This window comes from Pelobacter seleniigenes DSM 18267 (genome assembly GCF_000711225.1).
GTDB lineage: Bacteria > Desulfobacterota > Desulfuromonadia > Desulfuromonadales > Geopsychrobacteraceae > Seleniibacterium > Seleniibacterium seleniigenes.
Window position 1 is genome coordinate 1,259,195 of record NZ_JOMG01000002.1, and the last position, 20,354, is coordinate 1,279,548.

Here is a 20,354-nt window from a genome sequence, read left to right on the forward strand (position 1 = left end):
GGTCTTATTGCATGAACCCGGCTAAATCAACCTTCCGGATGTGTTTCCAGATGCTCCAACTCGTCAATATATTTTTCAGCCATAATCGCGGCCACAGCCCCGTCACCGACCGCTGTGGAAACCTGTTTCAGCACTGTGGTCCGGCAATCTCCGGCAGCAAAAATTCCGGGAACCGAAGTCAGGGTATCCTCGCCGGCGATAATATAACCTTCTTTGTTGGTTTCCAACAGATCGGCAACAAAAGCCGTCGTCGGGGTAACCCCGACAGCGACGAAGATCCCCTGCAGCTCGATGCTGCGAGTCGCCCCACTCTGAGTATCGCGCAGAACGGCGCCGGTCAATCCACTTTTATCCGACTCCAAACTGTCGACAACCGAGTTCCAGGCCACCTCGATCTTCTCATTGGCCAACGCCCGGTCCTGCAGAATCTTGGTTGCCCGCAGCTGATCACGACGATGGATCAGGGTCACCTTGCTGGCAAAGCGGGTCAGATAAAGGGCCTCTTCAACTGCAGTATCTCCGCCGCCGACCACCGCGATGGGCACATTCCGAAAGAAAGCACCGTCACAGGTCGCGCAATAGGAGACCCCTTTGCCGACCAGAGCCGCTTCCCCCTCGACCCCAAGTTTTTTCGGCACCACTCCGGTGGCAATGATAACCGCTTTACAGGTCATTTCCTTGCCATCGACAACAAGGGTTTTCGTCGCTCCGTTATCAATGATCTTGTCGACACTGCCGTAACCGGTTTCCAGTCCGAATTCGGTGCAATGCTCCTGAAAACGCATCATCAGTTCGGGTCCTTCGATGCCGCCGGGATACCCCGGCCAGTTTTCAACCAGGGTGGTCGTCATCATCTGCCCCCCCAGGATCATCTTCTCCAGCATCAGGGTTTTCAGGCAGGCACGAGATGCGTACAGACCCGCCGTCATTCCGGCCGGACCGCCGCCTATGATAATCACATCATATTGTGTTTCACTCATGGTGAGAACTCCTTGCATGGCAACAAACAAATGCGCATTCTTGCATATCCCGGGGGAAAATGGAACTCCCTAGGCTCGGGCGGGAAAAGTCAGGCCGCAAACCTTTGCCGGCACAGCAAAAGCCCACTCATACCGACCGTCATGCAAAATCAATTATTCATTCAATTTCAATCGCAGACCAGGAACTCAGTCGACCAGATTTCAGCAGCATCCCGGAAAAATCGCCGCAGCTTGTCTTTCCCCCCATTAGCAGGTAATATGGCGCGATTATTCAGGAGTCCCCAGATGTTGAAACTGATCAAATATTTCCTGTGGCTGGTGGTCATTCTGGCCCTGTCTCTGGGCTTCGACCAGTTGATGGTGCAACTGCCCCTGCCTGCCCCGGGGTTAAAGCAGACCCAGGAGTTCTATGTCGATTTCCGCAGTCGCCTGATCGGCCTGTTGAACGGCTCGATAGCTGCTCCGGCCGATCCCATCAACACCGTGATCAGTGCCAAAACCCATCCCCCAAAAACCAAGCAAGCCAGTCGGCGTTACCTGTATGTCGATGCTGACGGGAACCTGCAGTTTGCCGACAGCCTGCAACAGGTTCCCGCCCGTTATCGTGATTCCGCGCAGCCCATGGCCGAATGATCGCGGCTGCTGCAGTTAGTTAGTTTTCAGATTGGAAACGAGCAATTTTTCGTTGTGGCAAGGAATCAAGGGCTTATGCGGAGGGGTAGTTCTTTACGCCGCACAAATAAGCCCGCAGATTGACACCGTCACGGCGGAAAAGGGCCGTTTCCAGATGAAAACTAGCTAATGCCGCTTATCAGGGGGTCCCATAGATGTCGGCACGCCGATCTTCCAGGATCCTGATCTGCTGACGGTATTTTTCCATCTCGGCAAAGTCACAGGTTGCCACCAGTTCAGTGTCCTCTTCCCCGGCAACCTGGAGCAGGTGTCCGAGGGGGGAAACGATCCGGCTGGCGCCGAAAAAGTCCAGTTTTCCCTGCACCCCCTGACAATTGGTGGCCACCACAAACAGCTGGTTTTCAATGGCCCGGGCCTGGACCAGGGTCTGCCAGTGCTCAAGCCGCGGTTTCGGCCATTCGGCGGGAAGGCAGATGATTTCAGCTCCGGCCAGGGCCAATTTACGAAACAGCTCGGGGAAGCGCAGGTCATAGCAGATCGCGATGCCCAGCCGACCGACCGAGGTATCCACGACCAGGCTGTCGTTTCCGGCAGCCAGGAACAGATCCTCGCGCATGGCCGAGAACAGATGTAATTTGCGGTAACGACCGACCACCCGGCCGCGGTCGATCACGTAAGCCGTATTATAGATCTTACCGTCGTCCAGTTCCGGCAGACTGCCGACCGTGACCAGCTCCAGCTTGTCGCCGATTTCCTGCATTTCGGCCAGAACCCTGGGTGTCTCTCCGGCCAATTGTTTGATGCGGCTGTAATCATAGCCACAGCTCCACATCTCGGGCAAAACCGCCAGGCGAGCGCCGCGGTCGGCGACCCGGCGCAAAGCCGCTCCGGCTTTATCAAGATTGGCATCAATATCACCCAGGGCGATATTGAACTGTATTGATGAACAGACCAGTTGTTTCATTGAATCTCATCTCCCTGTCACAAATATAGTCTTCCTTTTTTGACATTGTGGCACAAGTCACTCCATACGCAAGTGATTCAAAAATGAGCAGCCTGATTCATTTTTGCAGCGGACAGTCCCGGGCAATCCCGGCAAAGCAAGCTTAAGCGCTTTCTGTCCACCGTCCGAACCAAGCCCAATGATGCCAGAAAAACAAAAAGATTATAAGAATTTAGTCATGATCGGGGCAAGGCCACTCGGTTCTCCTTGAGCCTGGTCGGTTTTAAGAGCCGGATTTTTCTGCGCTTGGCACATTTTGTGCTCGCTCAATAATGCTGGTAATCATGTAACAGGAGTTGATATCGAAAATTTTTATTGTTATTCGTAACAGAATGGAGCCAGATAAAATCCCGACAGATAGATCTTTTTTCCCAGCACGTCCTATCTAGAGGTTCTGAAACACGAGATATGGGATTTTGTTGACCATGCTTTTTTCTCATGTTAGATATGCTTAAAACTTGCTGAAATGACTAACGGTTGCCGAAAACAAATTTTACGGCCCGCCTCATGACTTTTTAAAATACAGAAAAACAAATTTTACAGGGTGTTGCTTCCAGTTCAATACCATTTGCTTTTTTGTTAACGATAAAACACGCTACGATTCTGCCCCGGACTTTATATTCATCGGTCCCCGGGATGAATTTTTCCGCCGCTTTTCCAAGACTGCCGGACGATGTCTCTGCATGCCCGGCAGTCGTCTGATTGCGCTGCTGGAGTTTTATGTCATGAAGGCCAAGATTGCGACTTTTTTCATCATGTTGATTTTCTGGATCATCATGTCCGGCATGTTTGACCCCTTTCATTTCTCGTTAGGAATTGTTTCCTGTCTGATTGTTTCCTGTCTGAGCAGCAGCCTGCTGTTTCCGGAAGAGGACCAGCCCTGGATCAGAGAATTTTTCGGCATGATTCGCTATCTGCCATATCTGCTCTGGCAAATTGTCCTGGCGAACCTGGAAATCACTTATATTGTTCTTCATCCGCGCATGATGGATAAGATCGACCCGCACCTGTTCCGTTTCGAAACATCCCTGAAGCGGCCGATCTCCAAAGTCGCCATGGCGCAATCCATTACTCTGACCCCCGGTACCATTACCGTCAATATTTTTGAAAACCAGATTGCTGTCTACGCTTTGACCAAAAAAGCAGCCGCCGGCCTGCCCGGAGAGATGGAGCGCCAGGTTGCAAAAGCCTTGGAGAGTCACTAAATGATCGACAACGTTGTCCTGTTTACAGCCATTGCGCTGCTTCTGCTGATGCTGCTCAGTATGATCCGCCTGATCGGTGGGCCTACCATACTGGATCGCATTCTCGGCGGAAATATCATCGGGACCAAAACGACCACTCTGTTGCTTCTCATCGGCATTCTTTACGGCGACCTGGCCATGTTTGTCGATATTGCCATTGCCTATGCATTGCTTAATTTTATCGCAACCTTGGGAGCAACCAGGTATTTTCTGCGCAAAAAGAATTCAGACGACACCCTGGGGGATTTTCTCGATCGCGAAGCGCCCATTGTCAATGAATCCACCGCGACGGCGAAAGGAGATGCCGAATGAGTGCGCTGATTATCTTCTTTCTGCTGACCGGCCTGTTCTTTTTTACCATCGGCGTTATCGGCGTCCTGCGCTTTCCGGATTTTTACAGTCGCCTTCACGCGGCGGGCAAATCCGACTCCCTGGCCGCGGTGCTGATTGTTATCGGCGTGGCCCTGTATCAATTACAGGATTTCACCCTGGGCAATATCCTGGTGGCGATCAAAATCATGCTGATCGCGGTGTTCATCTATGTTGCCAGTCCGACTGCAACCCATGCCATCACCAAAACGGCCCTGGTGATCGGAGTGGTTCCCTGGGCCAAAAAGAAGAGATAATCAATGATCTGGGCTCTTGATTTACTGATTCTTCTGCTCGTTGTGGTCTGTGCGATTGCAGCCATTACCGTCAAAGACCTGCTCAGCGCGACGATTGTGTTCGGTGTGTACAGTTTTCTCATGTGCCTGCTGTGGGCGGAAATGGGCGCAGTTGATGTCGCCTTTACCGAAGCAACAGTTGGCGCAGGAATCAGTACTGTACTGTTTATTGCAGCTATCCTGAATACGACAAGAAGGAGTAAGGATTGAAAGTTCTCGCTCTGCTGACAACCCTTGTCACCGGTGCCGTGCTGCTGTACGGGACCATGGATTTTCCGGCGTTTGGTGACCCCAATTCCCCTGCCGCACAGCACTTGTCGGCCTACTTCATTAAAAACGCTGTCCCCGAAACCCACGTACCCAACGTCGTGACCGCCGTCCTCGGTGATTACCGCGGTTACGATACCATGTTCGAAACCGTGGTTATCTATTGCGCCGGCCTTGCGGTCATGGGGATCTTGCGCAAAAAGAAAAAACAGGACTGATCAGGCGGAGACACCATGAAACTACTGCAGGAAAGAACAGCCAGACAAAAACTTGGAGAAAGTCTCATCATACAGACCGCAGTCCGCATGCTGGTCCCATTCATCCAGCTGTTCGGTCTTTATGTCATTGTTCACGGCCATTACAGCCCCGGCGGCGGTTTTCAGGGCGGGGTTATTCTCGGCGCCTCCTTTGTCGTTCTGTCTCTGGCCTTTGACCAGAAATTTTCCATGCACTACATGTCTGAAAAAACCAACGGCATCTTTGGCAATATCGGTGCCCTGATTTATACCGGAACCGCGGCCCTGTGCGCCATCATGGGTGGGATGTTCCTTGACTACAGCGCCCTGGACAAGCTGCTCCCCCTCGGCCCCATCGAATGGCGGTCCCTGGGAATCTTCATCGTCGAGGTCGGCGTCGGCCTGGCGGTCATGAGTATCATGACCGCGCTCTTCTGGGTCCTGGGATCAAAAGGCGAAATGGACGAGGGTCTTTAAATCATGGAACAGTTTCTTGAATTGGTCGTCTCGAAATATAACTACTGGATCTATGTCATCCTGATGATGATCGGCTTCTATGCCATGATCGGCAAAGGTAACCTAGTCAAAAAGCTGATCGGGATGAACATCTTTCAGACCGCCATCATCCTGATGTTTGTCTCTGCCGGGGTTAAGCAGGGAGCCAGAATTCCTATTCTCAACAAACATGAGGTCCTGGAGCACGGCATCGACATTGCCACCATTGTCAATCCGCTTCCTCATGTCCTCATGCTGACGGCGATTGTCGTGTCTGTCAGTGTCACCGGAGTTGCGCTGGCGATTTTACAGCGCATCTATCGTGAATACGGAACCCTCGAAGAGGGAGAAATCCTGGAGAAACTCGGCAAATGAGTGCGTCAAATCTTCCCCTTTTTGTCCTCGCCGCGCCGCTGCTGACGGCATTCCTTGTCAACCTGTTCGGCCGCCTGTCCAAATCCTGGATTGCGCCGCTGGCCATCGGTTGCCTGTCCGTTTCAACGATTCTGGCGGTTATTGTGTTGGGGCAGGTGATGGTTGGCGGGGGTTACACCTATACGGTCGGCAGCTGGCAACCACCCTACGGCATAGAGCTGGTCGTCGATCGCCTGTCAGCGCTGATGCTGGTGGTGATCTCCAGTGTCGCCCTACTGGCAACAATTTCGGCCCTGAAATCAGTCTTTCAGGAATTGCCGGACAAAGAATACATGTTCTTTACCCTGTACCTGATTTTCATTGCCGGGCTGTTCGGTCTGGTCCTGACCGGTGATGCTTTCAACCTCTACGTCCTGCTGGAGATCACCTCCATCACCACCTATGGACTGATCGCCATGGGGCCGGGCAGGGCGCCTCTGGCAAGTTTCAACTACATCATCATGGGTTCCATCGGCGCCTGCTTCTATCTGCTCGGCGTCGGATACCTGTACCTGATGACCGGCAGCCTGAATATGGCCGATATTGCCAACATCCTCAAGACCACCACCGGCGGCAGCGCTGCGGTGGCCACCGCGGTGGCCTTCATTCTGGTCGGACTCTGGGTCAAGATGGCCTTTTTTCCACTCCACGGCTGGCTGCCCAACGGCTATTCCCTGGCCCCGACCGGCACCGCCATGATCTCTGCGCCGCTGATGACCAAAGTCACCATCTACCTGATGATCAGGATCATGTTTTCGGTGTTTTCCATCGATTACCTGTTTTTACATAATCCACTGGTTCACCAGGGCGTCGTCTGGCTGGCGACCATCGCCATTATCTGCGGTTCGGCCATGGCCCTGGCGCAAAGCAATCTGAAACGAATGCTGACCTATATTATCGTCGCTGAAGTCGGCTATATGGTTGGCGGGGTCTGGCTGGCCAATAAAATCGGGCTGACCGGAGCGATCCTGCACATTATCAATGACGCCATGATGACGCTCTGCCTGTTCCTGGCGGCGGCAGCGCTGCTCTACAAGCTCGGCGATCTCGAATTCGACAATCTCAGAGGCGTTTACCGCAAGATGCCGGTCACCATGGCCGCTTTTACCGTTGGCGCATTCTCCATGATCGGGGTGCCCCCGACAGCAGGCTTTTTCAGCAAATGGTATCTGATCCTCGGCGGGATCGAAGCAGGCCAATGGCAGTACGTGGTTGCGCTGCTGTTCAGCTCGCTGGTCAATGCCGTTTTGTTTTTCCGCATTATTGAGATCGGTTATTTCTTACGGCCGGGCCAGCACCATCCGACGGAAAAAATCGCCGAAGCACCCCTTAGCATGCAAATTCCGCTCATTGTCGCAGCAGCACTTCTGGTTATCATCGGCCTCAACTCGGGACCACTGGTCGACACCATCCGCCAATGGGCCGCACCGCTTGTTTTTTGATGTTTTGTGTTTTTTTGCACATGAGCAGTGATTTTATCCACTGGAATGATTTAAGGACAGGGCAATTTTGACTATGAGCTATCACATCTCGATCTGGCCGCTAGCAGCCATATTAATCTCCCTGATTGGATCAATCCCAATCATGCTGTCCGGCCGCAGCCCGAACTTAAGGGAAAGCTGGACCCTGCTGATTGCCCTTGGCAAAATCATTATTGTCGCGTCTCTGCTGCCCGCCGTGCTGGCCGGTGGCGGCTATGAATTCACCATTGCCCGGGTGCTGCCCGGGGTCGCGCTGGCGCTGCGAGTGGATGCCATGGGGATGTTCTTTGCCCTGGTGGCGTCGATCCTCTGGTTTTTCACTTCCCTGTATTCCATCGGCTATATGCGGACCCTGAACGAGCACGCCCAGACCCGCTATTATGCCTCCTTTGCGGTTGCCATTTCAGCGACCCTGGGGGTGGCCTTTTCCGCCAACCTGCTCACCCTGTACATGTTTTACGAGATTCTGTCCCTGTCGACCTATCCGCTGGTCACCCATGAGCAGAATGCCGAAGCAAAACAGTCGGGGCGCAAATACCTGACCTATATCCTCGGGACCTCCATTGGCCTGGCCCTGCCGGCGATGATCATTGTTTACTCCGTGGCCGGTACCCTTGACTTTAAATCCGGCGGCATCCTGACCGGTACCGGCACCTCTCCGCAATTACTGGCCTTGGTCCTGGTGCTGTTTCTGTATGGTTTTGCCAAAGCCGCCCTGATGCCGTTTCATGGCTGGTTGCCGGCAGCAATGGTGGCACCGACCCCGGTCAGCTCTTTTTTGCACGGCGTTGCGGTGGTCAAGGTCGGGGTCTTTTCGATTCTGCGTGTTATTTTCTTCATCTTCGGGCCGGAGGAACTGCTCTCCCTTCATTTCGGCTGGATCATCACCTCCATCGCCTCAGTCACCATCCTGGTCGCGTCCCTGGTGGCCCTGACCCAGGACAACCTGAAACGGCGGCTGGCCTATTCCACCATCGGCCAACTCTCCTATATGGTCTTGGGCGCAGGGATGCTCTCCGCAGCGGGGATGACCGGCGGATTGCTGCATATTGCCATGCACGCCTTTGGCAAGATCACGCTGTTCTTCTGCGCCGGAGCGATTTACGTTGCGGCCGGAAAAAAATATATCAGTCAGATGGACGGTCTGGGGCGGCGAATGCCGATCACCTACCTGGCCTTTTTCCTGGGCTCACTGAGCATCATCGGCATGCCACCGCTGGGTGGCTTCATCAGTAAATGGAATCTTGTCATCGGCGCAGTCAACAGCCATCAGATGTTGTTGCTGGTTGTGCTGCTGACCAGTTCCCTGCTTAATGCCGCGTATTTTCTCCCTATCGTTTATCGCGGCTACTTTGCTAAAGCGGCGGATCCGGTCTTCGACGACGGGGTCAAGGAAGCGCCCATGTTGTGTCTGGTCCCCCTGTCCCTGACCGCTTGCGCATCGGTGGCACTGTTTTTTTACCCGGATATTTTCCTTCGCCTCGCCCATTTGGCACTATTCCCCTGAGTTGAGGTCACTTATGGATTCTGAAAATAACAAGCCGGAAGTTTGTACCTGGTTCGACCAGCCGCAGAATATCAAACGCCTGAAGACGGTTTTCTATATCGTCTTGGTTCTGCTGGTGGTTCCGGATTTTTTCATGCACAAACATGCCCTGTTTTTCTCGGCTGAAACCTGGCCTGGCTTTTATGCGTTCTTCGGTTTCGTCTCCTGCGTGGTCATTATTCTGGTGTCGAAATTGCTCGGTTTCGCCTTGAAGAAAAAAGAGGATTACTATGACCGCTAGTCTGCTGCATCCGTCACTGCTGTTTTTTGTCGGAGCCCTGCTCCTGTGGCTGTTGCCGTTGCTCGGCCGCCGAATCCTGATTCTGCTGGTGCCCGCGGCCGCCTTTCTGGTCATTACCCAACTTGCTCCGGGAACCTACTTTAATTACCACCTGTTCGGTTTCGACCTCAGCCTGTTGCGAGTCGATAAACTCAGCAAAGCGTTCGGTTACGTCTTTACCATCAATGCCTTCGCCTGCTTCCTGTTCGCCCTGCACCTGAAATCGCGCTACGAGCATACCGCAGCACTGGCCTATATCGGCGCCGCCCTGGGGGCGGTTTTTGCCGCGGATCTGGTCTCCCTCTACCTGTTCTGGGAAATCATGGCGGTCACCTCCACCTTTCTGGTCCTGGCCAGAAAAACCGAGCGCGCCTACGGAGCGGCATTTCGCTACGTCATGGTGCATATTTTCGGTGGCCTCTGTCTGCTGGCGGGAATCCTGCTGCAAATCAATGCGAGCGGTTCCGTCGCCTTTACCGGGTTTTCCGTCCACGGGCTGCCGACTTACCTGATCCTGATCGGCTTTCTGGCCAACGCAGCGGCGCCACCGCTTAACGCCTGGTTGTCAGACGCCTATCCTGAAGCAACCGTAACCGGTGGCGTCATCATGACCGCCTACACCACCAAAACTGCGGTCTACACCCTGATTCGCGGCTTCGCTGGCTGGGAAATCCTGCTGGTGGTCGGCTGCGTTATGGCGATCTACGGGATTATCTGGGCCATCCTGGAAAACGACATGCGGCGGATTCTGGCCTATTCGATTATGAATCAGGTCGGCTTCATGATCTGCGGTGTTGGCATTGGCACGTCCCTGGCCATCAGCGGAGCCGTCGCCCACGCCTTCTGCCATATCATCTACAAAGCCTTGCTGTGGATGAGCGCCGGATCGGTTCTGTACATGACCGGCAAAAGCAAGTGTACCGATCTGGGCGGACTCTACAAAACCATGCCACTGACCCTGATTTTCGGCACCATCGGCGCCCTGGCCATCTCCAGTTTCCCGTTTTTGTCCGGCTATACCAGTAAGCCGATGATCATCGAGGCCGGCGTTCACCAGGGCTTTTTCTGGGTCTGGCTGATCCTCGAAATCGCCTCGGCCGGGGTTTTTCTCCATGCGGGGATCAAATTTCCCTATTTTGTTTTCTTTGCCAAAGACAATGGCCTGCGTCCGGGCGAGCCACCCAAACACATGCTGCTGGCTATGGCCTTTTTATCATTCCTGTGTATTTTCCTGGGCGTCTACCCGCAGCCGCTCTATAACATTTTGCCCTATCCGGTCGAGTTCCATGCCTACACCTTCGACCATACCCTGCACCAGTTTCAGTTGCTGATGTTCTCGGCACTGGCCTTCTTCTTGCTGTTACCCCTATTGAAAAGGACCCGGACCATTTCCCTGGATACTGACTGGTTCTACCGCAAGGGAGCACGCCTGTTTGTAGCCGGCTGCGATAAGACCTTCAACGGTCTCAATAGCTTTGGCGACCGGATCTTCATGCAGCAGATTCCTGCTATCTTCGCGCGTTTTTTCAGCGATCCGGCCCGCAACGTCCAGCGTCACCTGATTCAATTGGGAGCTGAAGCGAGCGGCGACAACAGTAATCTCGAACGCAACAAAGACAAGGTTGACTACCGGACCCGTTTCAGCGCCTACCCGGTTGGCGGCGGCGTTTTTTTGGCCGTATTCTTTCTTGCGGTCATGTCGATCATTTATTTCACCTGAGCAGCAGGCCTCCCCGGCAAATCGGGGAGGCCGATAGCCGATGAGTTCCCTTTATCTCCATATTCCCTTCTGCTCCAGCAAATGCCAGTATTGTGATTTCTATTCCGGCGTTGGCTCCGCAGCGGAGATCGCCGAATATGTCGAGCTGTTGCAGCAGAACATCACCCTGCTGAAAAAAGAACTTCCCCAGCAGTCCCCGTTGACCACGATCTTTTTCGGCGGTGGTACCCCCTCGTTGCTGAGCCCGCAACAGCTCAACGCACTCCTTGCCACGCTGCGGCAGACTTTCGGGGTTGCTGCAACGGCGGAGATCAGCATAGAGGCCAATCCGGGGACCCTGGATCTGGCCCGGTTACAGGGCTATCGTCAGGCCGGGGTTAATCGCCTTTCTTTGGGCATCCAGTCTTTCGACGATCGGCAACTGGCCTTTCTCGGCCGGATTCATTCCGGCACGGAAGCCAGGCAAGCCTTTGCTGCAGCCCGCCAGGCCGGCTTTGACAATATCAGCGTCGATCTGATGTTCGCTCTGCCCGGCCAAGGCCTGCCCGACCTCGAACGTGATCTGAGCGCCTTGCTGGAACTGCATTCAGAGCACATCTCCCTGTACGGCCTGACCATCGAAGAGGAGACTCCGTTGGCTGCACGGCTGGCGGCCGGAGAGTTCACCCCCTGTGACGAAGATACCTACAGCGATCAGTATCGCCTGATCCACCAACGTTTAACTGCAGCCGGTTTCGAGCATTACGAAATTTCCAACTTTGCCCGTCCCGGTCGCCGTTGTGCCCACAATCTGGCTTACTGGAAGCGACGCTCCTGCCTGGCTGTCGGCTGCGGCGGCCATAGCTTTTATGAGACCGGCTGGGGGGAACGCTGGCTGATCCCGAGCGACCTGGCCAGTTATCGGTCTCAACTTGCCACTGGCCACAATCCGGCCCGATTGCTGGAAGATTTCGATCGCCAGACAGCCATGAAGGAGTATGCCTACCTGGCTCTGCGCACCGCTGACGGCCTGGCGCGGGATGATTTTGCCCAGCGCTTCTCCTGCCTGCCGGAAGAGGTATTTTCCGCCGCACTCAACAGCTGCCAACCCTACTTGCTCAACCAGGACGGGGCCTGGCGCTTTGACCTTGCCGGGTGGCTGATCTACGACCATCTGATCAGCCATTTTCTTTAGGTGAACCTTTTCCTTTCAACCATTTCCAGCAGGCCAAAAGCAGCGTTTTTCCGCCGCCATAAACCTTGACAAATCCCGAAGTCATTGATAGGCTGCGGTGTTAGCACTCGACCCAATAGAGTGCTAACACCGTAGAAACAGGTTGATCCCTTATTTGCAGAGCGTCCACCGAAGCTGCCGGATGGACATGCTGCAGTTTTCACCCGGAGTCCAAAAAAGACGCCCGACACAGCGGATCGAAGTCAGGGGCGTGCATGGTGAAAACCGGAAGAGTGTATGGAGTTTGCAATGGCTGATGAGCTGAATGAACGCAGCCAGAATATCCTGGAAGCAATTGTTGAGGATTACATTGCCTCGGCTGAGCCGGTTGGCAGCCGGGCGATAACCCGCCGCCACAGTTTTAACCTGTCGCCGGCATCTGTGCGTAATGTCATGGCCGATCTCGAAGAGATGGGCCTGCTCTGCTCTCCCCATACCTCGGCGGGCCGAATCCCCACAGCCAAAGGATTCCAATACTATATCGATACTCTGCTCCAGGTTCGTGACCTCTCCCAGCAGGAGAAATCCAAACTTCGCAAAAGCTATCGCTTCAGCGGCATGAAGCTGGAAGATATCATGCAGGAGGTCGGCAGGGTTCTGTCCGGCCTTTCCAAATATACCGGGCTGGTCATGGCGCCCAAGTTTTCCTCGACGGTTTTTCGGCAGATCGAATTCGTCCGGCTCTCCAAGGGCCGGCTGCTGGTGATTTATGTTTCCGAGTCGGGCCTGGTGCAGAACAAGGTCATCGATGCGGATCCGACCCTGACCGACCGGCATCTCGAACAGATCGGCAATTACCTGAACCGGGAACTGAACGGCCTCTCCATCCAGGAGGTCCGCGCCAAGTTGAGTCAGGAGCTCAAAGAAGACCGGATTCTCTATGATCAGCTGAAGAAGCAAGCCCTGAGCCTGTCCTGTGCGGCACTGCAGGATGAAGTCGAGAATCAGATTTTTGTTTCCGGAGCTTCGCTGATGCTGGAGCAGCCGGAATTTGCATCACCGCAACAGATGAAACGGCTGATCCAGACCCTGGAGAGTAAAAAGCTGCTTATCGAACTCCTTGATCGCAGCCAGTCCGCCCAGGGGGTACAGATTTTTATCGGCAGTGAAAACACCAATATCAACCTGGACGGCTATAGCTTGATTTCATCGAACTTTTCCAGTCAGAAAGGCGCGATCGGTACCCTGGGTGTCATCGGACCGGTGCGCATGGATTATTCACAAGTGATTCCAATTGTCGATTTCACCGCTCAGCTGGTCAGTCGCATGTTGGAACGGGAAATTGAATAAATTAAATATAAAGGAGTAACAAAGGTGGGCAAGAATACCGAACAGCAGGAGCCGGAGAACATTCAGGAAGCTCCGGAGCAAGAAGAAACCCCTGGAGCCGCTGAGGAACTGTCGCTGGAAGAACAGTTGCGCAACGAACTCTCGCAGGCGCTGGAAGAAACCAAGGCGCACCAGGAACAATATTTACGGACCCTCGCTGATATGGAAAACCTGCGCAAAAGGACTCAGCGGGAAAAAGAGGACCTGGCTAAATTTGCCAACGAAAACATCTTACGCGAAATTCTACCTGTTATTGATAATCTTGAAAGAGCGGTGGAACACGCCGATCAGGGCAACACCAGCGACGGCCTGTTGGAAGGGGTCCAGATGACCTTGAATCAGTTCAGTCAGGTCCTCAGCAGGTTCGGAGTCGCTCCCATCGAAGCCATGGGGCAGCCGTTTGATCCGGCCCTGCACCAAGCCATGGGGCAGCTCGAATCCGCTGATCAGCCGGTCAATACCGTTGTCCAGCAGATGCAGAAGGGTTATCAACTCAACGACCGTCTGTTACGGCCGGCTTTTGTCATGGTGGCAAAAGCGCCGACCGCACCGGCAGAAGCTGAAACCAAACAACAGGAAGAATCAGACAACGACGAGTAGATCGTACGTTTAAGAATACTTAAGGGAGGACATAAATCATGGGTAAAGTTATCGGTATCGATCTTGGGACAACCAACTCCTGCGTGGCCGTTATGGAAGGCGGAGAGCCGGTTGTCATTGCCAACTCTGAAGGGTCGCGGACCACTCCGTCAATGGTTGCATTCACGGAAAGCGGCGAGCGCCTGGTCGGCCAGCAGGCCAAACGCCAGGCCGTGACCAACCCGGAAAACACGCTGTTCGCCATTAAACGGCTGATCGGCCGCAAATTCACTGCCGAAGCCGTTCAAAAAGACGTTAAAATCAGCCCCTTCAAAATTGTCGAAGCCGACAACGGCGATGCCTGGGTCGAATGTCGCGGCAAACAGTACAGCGCACCGGAAATTTCCGCAATGGTGCTGCAGAAAATGAAGCAGACCGCGGAAGACTACCTTGGTGAAAAAGTCACCGACGCGGTTATTACCGTCCCGGCCTACTTCAATGATTCCCAGCGCCAGGCCACCAAGGATGCCGGCAAAATCGCCGGTCTCAACGTCATGCGGATCATCAACGAGCCAACCGCTGCTTCACTGGCTTACGGCCTCGATAAAAAAGAAGAGATGACCATTGCGGTCTTCGACCTGGGCGGCGGAACCTTCGACGTCTCCATTCTGGATCTTGGCGACGGGGTGTTTGAAGTTAAATCGACCAACGGGGACACCTTCCTCGGTGGCGAAGACTTTGACCAGCGCATCATCGACTATGTGGCCGATGAGTTCAAAAAGGATCAGGGCATCGACCTGCGCGGCGACAAAATGGCGCTGCAACGGCTGAAGGAAGCTGCCGAAAAAGCCAAATGCGAACTCTCTTCCTCCATGGAAACCGACATCAATCTGCCGTTCATTACGGCCGACCAGTCCGGCCCGAAACACTTGAACATCAAGCTGTCCCGTTCCAAACTGGAAAGCATCTGCAGCGAACTGCTGGCCAAACTGGTCGCTCCCTGCCAGACCGCGTTGAAAGATGCCGGCCTTTCCGCCAGCGAAATCAATGAGGTTATTCTGGTCGGCGGGATGACCCGGATGCCGGCAGTGCAGGACCGGGTTAAGGAAATCTTCGGCAAAACCCCCAGCAAAGGGGTTAACCCGGATGAGGTTGTCGCCATCGGCGCTGCCATTCAGGGTGGCGTGCTGACCGGGGACGTCAAGGACGTGCTGCTGCTGGACGTTACCCCGCTGTCTCTCGGCATTGAGACCCTCGGCGGCGTCATGACCAAGCTGATCGAGAAAAACACCACCGTTCCCTGTAAAAAAAGCCAGGTCTTCTCGACCGCGGCAGACAACCAGCCGGCAGTTTCGGTTCATGTCCTGCAGGGTGAGCGGGAAATGGCCAATGACAATAAAACCATTGGTAACTTTGAGCTGGTCGGCATCCCCGCTGCCCCGCGCGGAGTCCCGCAGATCGAAGTCACCTTCGACATCGATGCCAACGGAATTCTTCATGTTTCCGCTAAAGACCTCGGCACCGGCAAAGAGCAGTCGATCCAGATCACCGCATCCAGCGGTCTCTCCGAGGAAGAGATCAACCGGATGGTCAAAGACGCTGAATCCCATGCCGGCGAAGACAAGAAGAAACGGGAACTGATCGAAGCCCGAAACCAGGCCGACGGACTTGCCTACACCACTGAAAAATCGCTCAGCGAACATGGTGAAAAACTCGACAGCGCCACCAAAAAACAGATCCAGGACGCACTGGACGATTTGAAGAAAGCGATTGCCGGCGACAATCCCGAAGAGATCAAGAAGAAGAGCGAAACCCTGGCCCAGGCCTCCCACAAACTTGCGGAGATGATGTACGCTCAGGCTCAGAACGACGGTGCGGCTGCTGACGCCGCCGGTGCTGCCGACCAAGCCGGCAGCGACGACGTTGTCGACGCAGAATTCGAAGACGTCGACGAAAAGAAATAACCTCATAAGAACGGACGTCGGCCTGACAATTGCGGGCCGACGTCCGTCTGTTTTCTGATCAGGATAGATTATTTTGTCTAAACGCGATTACTACGAAATTCTGGGAGTCAACCGGAACGCCAGCGAAACCGAAATCAAAAAGGCCTATCGTCGGCTGGCGATTCAATACCATCCGGATAAAAACCCCGGCGATAAAACTGCCGAAGATAAATTCAAAGAGCTTTCTGAAGCTTACGCCGTTCTGTCCGATTCCCAAAAACGCGCCACTTACGATCAATTCGGCCATGCCGGGGTTAACGGCGGCGGCGGTTTTTCCGGTGGTGGTTTCGATTTTGGCGGCGCTCCTTTCGAAGATATTTTCGGCGATATTTTCGGTGATATTTTCGGCGGAGGGTCAAGACGCGGCAGTCGCGGGCAACGGGGCGACGATCTTCGTTACAACCTGACCATCAGTTTTGAGGAAGCGGCCTTCGGGACAGAAAAGAAACTTCAGCTGCCCCGCAAACAGAACTGTGAAACCTGCCATGGTTCAGGAGCCCGGCCGGGAACAGACGCTCAAACCTGTTCAACCTGCCGCGGAGCCGGCCAGGTTCGCTACCAGCAGGGCTTCTTTACCATGACCCGCCCCTGTCCGGACTGTCGCGGTGAAGGCAAGATCATCAAAGATCCCTGCCCGGACTGCCGCGGGACCGGCCAGGTCAGGAAAAAGCGCTCCCTCTCCCTCCGGGTTCCAGCCGGAGTGGAAAACGGGACACGTCTCAAATTGAACGGAGAGGGCGAAGCCGGGTCGCAGGGCGGTCCTCCCGGGGACCTTTATGTCGTCATCAGCGTGGAAGAACACCCGATCTTTCAGCGCGACGGCCAAAACGTCATCTGTGAAATTCCCATTTCATTTGTTCAGGCTACTCTGGGCTGCGACCTTGAGGTGCCCACCCTGGAAGGCAAAGTCAACATGAAGGTTCCGGCCGGAACCCAGAGCGGAAAAGTGCTCAAACTCTCCGGCAAGGGGATCGTTTCACTGCAGGGCTACGGCCGTGGCGACCAGCTGGTGGTCCTTAAAGTTGAGGTTCCAACCAAACTGAACAGCCGCCAGCGGGAACTGCTGGAAGAATTTGCCCGCGAAAGCGGTGAAGATATTCATCCCCAGGGCAAGGGATTTTTTGATAAAGTCAAGGAACTGTTTGACTGATCCGAATTCCCGCACTTGATTTCGAAATGGAGCCGGCATGAAGCACGTCATCGCCCTGATTCTGTTCTGGATACTTATCATTCCACTGCTTAGCTGGTCTGTTCCTGCCTCTGTCGCAGCCGCACCACGGCTGGAGCAGCTGGAACAGGGGCGGCAGCTCTATCAAGCCGGCAGCTATAACCAGGCCCTAGCCGTTCTGCGCAATTTTATCCAGCAAGAACCCTTCACCCCGGAAACCGCCCGGGGTTATGCGCTGATCGCCAGGATCTTCATCGCCCGCAACAATTATGTCGATGCCCTGCTTTATCTGCAGCGCATCCCGGACATCCTCCACAGCCCTGAAATCGAACTGCTCATGGGCCAATGTCTGGTTGAAACGGATAAGTTCGATGCCGGGCTGCAACGCCTGCGCCCGCTGATCAGCGAACCGCTCAGTACTGCCGACCGAAAGACCCTGTTCAGCACCCTGGCCACGGCTTCCGCCGCTCGCGGCGACAGCCTCCAGGCCCTGTTTTTCCTCCACCAGCAGTTGCCTTTTACGGAACAGCCGGCCACAGTTCTGGCCCAGGCTCACCAGCTGCTGCAAAACAAGCTCAGCGAAACAGATCTCAGCGAAGCCGCTTTCATGTGGCAGGGGACGGCCATCGGCCAGGATGCACGCCTGCAACTTGCCCGTCGCGCCCTGGTCAAACAACAACCGGAACAGGCTCGGCAGCAATTGCAGCGGATTTTTGCTTCTTCGGTGACTTTTCCCTACTGGCAGGAAGCCGAAGCCCTGCTGAAAAGAACCAGTGACGACAATTGGCTCAGCCGCGACAGTATCGGGGTCATGCTGCCATTGAGCGGCCGCTACGCATCTTACGGCGAACTGGTCAAAAAAGGCCTTGAGCTGGCCTTGCAGGAGCATAACAAGACCAGCCTGCCGGTCCGCTTTATCTATCGGGATACCGCCACTCAAGGGGTGACCCCGGCACAACTGGTCAGCGGACTGACCGACGACGACCGGGTCATGGCTATCATCGGGCCATTGTTGGCGACCACCGCCAACGAGGCAGCGCGCCGAGCCCAACAGGAAATGGTGCCGCTCCTGTCCTTGTCCCAGGGGGAGGGGCTGCCGGAAATCGGTGATTTTATCTTTCGCGACACGCTGACCGCCGATCATCAGGTGAAAAAGCTGGTTGCCTATGCCATGGCAACCGGGCACATCTCCTTTTCCGTTCTCCATCCGCAAAACCGCCTCGGCGAACAGATGACCAAACTGTTTGTCGATGAGGTACAGCGGGCCGGGGGCGAGATCGTCGATGTCATCGGCTACCCAGACGACAGCACGGACTTCAAAAAACCCATCGAGCAACTGCTCTGGCTCGACCGGCAAGTCCCGATTCCTCTGCAGGAAGGGGAAGAGCCGCCGGAATTGGAATATCCGCTGCCCCCCTTTCACGCTCTGTTCATTCCGGATTACGCTGACCGGATCAGCCTGATTGCGCCGCAGCTGGTTTTTTACGGCATCAAGGATGTCACCCTGCTCGGCATCAACGGCTGGAATTCAGCGGACCTGGCCAAGCGAGCCAGCCGCTTCCTCAAAGACGCGGTGTTTGTTGACGCCTTCTTTGCCGACAGCAAACGCCCCGAGGTCAAGCGCTTTGAAGAACTTTACCGGCAGGCCTACGGGGACGATCCCTCCATTCTGGAAGCCCAGGCATTTGATGTGGCCACCATCCTGCTCCAGGCCATGGACGATCCAACCCTCAACAATCGTGACGACCTGCGCAAGAAAGTGCTCGGCCTGCAGAATTTCCAGGGGGTGACCGGCACCTACGGGTTCGACTCCTTTGGCGAATCCCTCAAGAACCTCTATCTGCTTAAATTCAGGAACGGGCGGATTGTCGAAAAGAACGATTGACCCGTCAGTAGGCATGACCGTCCCCTGACTGCTTCTATCCGGAAGATTCGGGGGACGGCTGAATTTGATTAATTGGGGCCTTCCCCGTCAGCTTTTTCGCTGGCGAGCAGATCAGGCGGAGCATAACGGTCAACCAGGACATCGTACTCTCCAGTTACCTGATTGTAGTATTTCAGCCGCCCGTTGCCGATATCGAAATACCAGCCGTGCAGACTCAACCGCCCCTGCGCCACTCGATCCCTGACCCAGGGAAAGGTCATCAGATTCTTCAGCGAAACCAGAATGGCCTCCTGCTCACAGGCCCGGGTTTTCTTTTCCAGCGATTCATGAGGCATTGTCGTGAGAACTTTATCGCGGGCAGCAGCTGCGATATTGACCCATTTGCCGATAAACTCCCCGGTCTCCCTGCCGTCGGCAGAATCCATGAGCGCCGCAATCCCACCGCAACCGGAATGCCCAAGCACAATGATGTCGGAAACCTCCAGAATGCAGACCGCATACTCAATGGATGAGCTGACCCCGTGATAATCATCATTCTTCAGATAAGGGGGCACCAGGTTGGCAATATTGCGCAGAATAAACAGATCACCCGGTGCACAGTCGGTCATCAGGGCCGGATCAACCCGTGAATCGCAACAGCCGATGAGCAAAGCCTGCGGTTTCTGCCCTGCCAACAGGGTGCTGGCAAGCTCCGCATTTTCACCAAAATGCTGTTGTTGAAAATTAATAATCCCATTAATAAAGCGGGTCACATCGGCCATCAAAATCCTCCCTGCTCAGTTGCAGGCATCTTAGCATAGTTGTCAACCGGAAACGCCCTTTTCCGCCGCGGCGGTGCCAATCTGCGGGCTTATTGGTGCGGCGTTAAGAACTACGCCTCCACATAAGCCCTTGATTTCCTTACCTCAACAAAAATTACTCGTTTCCAATCTGAAAACTCTCCCGCAAGCAGAACTTAAGTAAACGGGTCCGACAGGCAGCCCTAAAAAAAAGCACCCCATCAATGGATATGGGGTGCAAAGTGGAGAGAGTTAAACCGAGGAGGTCCAAAGGACCGGCCTTAACTCTGGGCTTAGGATATAATTCACTATCTTTTCAGTCAAGATATTATCCGCTCAGCATAAACTCTTATTTGTCGAGATAAATCCTGGCTCCGCCGGAAGATGATTCCATAGCCTCGCCAACTCTTTTCTGTTATGCTGGCCAATTCAAC

At 54.5% G+C, this 20,354-nt stretch carries 21 protein-coding genes; 18 read left to right on the top strand and 3 right to left on the bottom strand.

The features are described from left to right. Window positions 1-26: 26 nt before the first annotated feature. Window positions 27-980, bottom strand: coding sequence for a thioredoxin-disulfide reductase (trxB, locus tag N909_RS0108440; RefSeq protein ID WP_029914035.1), 954 nt, complete (start codon window positions 978-980; stop codon window positions 27-29). Between the two features lie 285 nt (window positions 981-1,265). Between trxB and N909_RS0108445 the strand changes: the two genes are divergently transcribed. Next, window positions 1,266-1,613: a hypothetical protein gene (locus tag N909_RS0108445; protein ID WP_029914037.1), complete on the top strand. Its 348-nt coding sequence runs from the start codon at window positions 1,266-1,268 to the stop codon at window positions 1,611-1,613. Between the two features lie 178 nt (window positions 1,614-1,791). On the opposite strand, the gene N909_RS0108450 is transcribed toward N909_RS0108445, so the two are convergent. After that, complete coding sequence (locus tag N909_RS0108450; RefSeq protein WP_029914038.1) at window positions 1,792-2,577, bottom strand: carbon-nitrogen family hydrolase; 786 nt, start codon at window positions 2,575-2,577, stop codon at window positions 1,792-1,794. Between the two features lie 722 nt (window positions 2,578-3,299). On the opposite strand from N909_RS0108450, the gene N909_RS0108455 reads away from it, so the two are divergent. The 17 genes from N909_RS0108455 (at window position 3,300) to N909_RS0108530 (ending at window position 19,141) form a co-directional block, all read left to right on the top strand. Then, the gene (locus N909_RS0108455; RefSeq protein ID WP_029914040.1) at window positions 3,300-3,821 is read left to right on the top strand and encodes a Na+/H+ antiporter subunit E; all 522 of its coding nucleotides are present in this window, start codon (window positions 3,300-3,302) and stop codon (window positions 3,819-3,821) included. Next, window positions 3,822-4,172 carry an MrpF/PhaF family protein gene (locus tag N909_RS0108460; RefSeq protein ID WP_063336388.1) on the top strand — a complete coding sequence of 117 codons (351 nt, stop codon included), beginning with the start codon at window positions 3,822-3,824 and terminating at the stop codon, window positions 4,170-4,172. Then, complete coding sequence (gene mnhG, locus N909_RS0108465) at window positions 4,169-4,486, top strand: monovalent cation/H(+) antiporter subunit G (protein WP_029914044.1); 318 nt, start codon at window positions 4,169-4,171, stop codon at window positions 4,484-4,486. Before N909_RS0108460 ends, mnhG begins: the two co-directional genes overlap by 4 nt. Before the next feature lie 3 nt (window positions 4,487-4,489). Then, on the top strand, window positions 4,490-4,735 hold the full coding sequence (locus tag N909_RS0108470; RefSeq protein ID WP_029914047.1) for a Na(+)/H(+) antiporter subunit B: 246 nt from the start codon (window positions 4,490-4,492) through the stop codon (window positions 4,733-4,735). Next, window positions 4,732-5,010, top strand: a complete 279-nt coding sequence (gene mbhE / locus N909_RS26035) for a hydrogen gas-evolving membrane-bound hydrogenase subunit E (protein ID WP_211253937.1) — start codon at window positions 4,732-4,734, stop codon at window positions 5,008-5,010. The genes N909_RS0108470 and mbhE overlap by 4 nt, the downstream gene beginning before the upstream one ends. Window positions 5,011-5,025: 15 nt before the next feature. Further along, the gene (locus N909_RS26040) at window positions 5,026-5,505 is read left to right on the top strand and encodes an MnhB domain-containing protein (protein ID WP_211253938.1); all 480 of its coding nucleotides are present in this window, start codon (window positions 5,026-5,028) and stop codon (window positions 5,503-5,505) included. Between the two features lie 3 nt (window positions 5,506-5,508). Further along, entirely contained in the window at window positions 5,509-5,898 is a 390-nt protein-coding gene (locus N909_RS0108480) for a cation:proton antiporter subunit C (RefSeq protein ID WP_029914048.1), read from the top strand. Next, on the top strand, window positions 5,895-7,379 hold the full coding sequence (locus N909_RS0108485) for a proton-conducting transporter transmembrane domain-containing protein (RefSeq protein WP_029914050.1): 1,485 nt from the start codon (window positions 5,895-5,897) through the stop codon (window positions 7,377-7,379). Before N909_RS0108480 ends, N909_RS0108485 begins: the two co-directional genes overlap by 4 nt. Window positions 7,380-7,452: 73 nt before the next feature. Continuing rightward, window positions 7,453-8,925, top strand: coding sequence for a monovalent cation/H+ antiporter subunit D family protein (locus N909_RS0108490; protein ID WP_029914052.1), 1,473 nt, complete (start codon window positions 7,453-7,455; stop codon window positions 8,923-8,925). 13 nt (window positions 8,926-8,938) lie between these two features. Beyond that, entirely contained in the window at window positions 8,939-9,205 is a 267-nt protein-coding gene (locus tag N909_RS0108495) for a hypothetical protein (protein WP_029914054.1), read from the top strand. Beyond that, entirely contained in the window at window positions 9,195-10,964 is a 1,770-nt protein-coding gene (locus N909_RS0108500) for a Na(+)/H(+) antiporter subunit D (protein ID WP_036683016.1), read from the top strand. Before N909_RS0108495 ends, N909_RS0108500 begins: the two co-directional genes overlap by 11 nt. A gap of 40 nt (window positions 10,965-11,004) precedes the next feature. Next, window positions 11,005-12,138 carry a radical SAM family heme chaperone HemW gene (gene hemW / locus N909_RS0108505; protein WP_029914058.1) on the top strand — a complete coding sequence of 378 codons (1,134 nt, stop codon included), beginning with the start codon at window positions 11,005-11,007 and terminating at the stop codon, window positions 12,136-12,138. 288 nt (window positions 12,139-12,426) lie between these two features. Continuing rightward, window positions 12,427-13,467 (top strand): heat-inducible transcriptional repressor HrcA, encoded by a 1,041-nt coding sequence (gene hrcA / locus N909_RS0108510; protein WP_029914060.1) that lies wholly within the window; start codon window positions 12,427-12,429, stop codon window positions 13,465-13,467. Window positions 13,468-13,491: 24 nt separating this feature from the next. Next, window positions 13,492-14,106, top strand: coding sequence for a nucleotide exchange factor GrpE (grpE, locus tag N909_RS0108515; protein ID WP_063336389.1), 615 nt, complete (start codon window positions 13,492-13,494; stop codon window positions 14,104-14,106). 38 nt (window positions 14,107-14,144) lie between these two features. Beyond that, the gene (gene dnaK, locus N909_RS0108520) at window positions 14,145-16,049 is read left to right on the top strand and encodes a molecular chaperone DnaK (RefSeq protein WP_029914063.1); all 1,905 of its coding nucleotides are present in this window, start codon (window positions 14,145-14,147) and stop codon (window positions 16,047-16,049) included. A 67-nt stretch (window positions 16,050-16,116) separates the two neighbouring features. Beyond that, on the top strand, window positions 16,117-17,238 hold the full coding sequence (dnaJ, locus tag N909_RS0108525) for a molecular chaperone DnaJ (protein WP_211253980.1): 1,122 nt from the start codon (window positions 16,117-16,119) through the stop codon (window positions 17,236-17,238). A 37-nt stretch (window positions 17,239-17,275) separates the two neighbouring features. Continuing rightward, a complete protein-coding gene (locus N909_RS0108530) occupies window positions 17,276-19,141 on the top strand; it encodes a penicillin-binding protein activator (RefSeq protein WP_029914067.1) in 1,866 nt (621 codons plus the stop codon). 68 nt (window positions 19,142-19,209) lie between these two features. On the opposite strand, the gene N909_RS0108535 is transcribed toward N909_RS0108530, so the two are convergent. Beyond that, window positions 19,210-19,902: a carbonic anhydrase gene (locus N909_RS0108535; protein WP_051689619.1), complete on the bottom strand. Its 693-nt coding sequence runs from the start codon at window positions 19,900-19,902 to the stop codon at window positions 19,210-19,212. Between the last annotated feature and the right edge of the window lie 452 nt (window positions 19,903-20,354).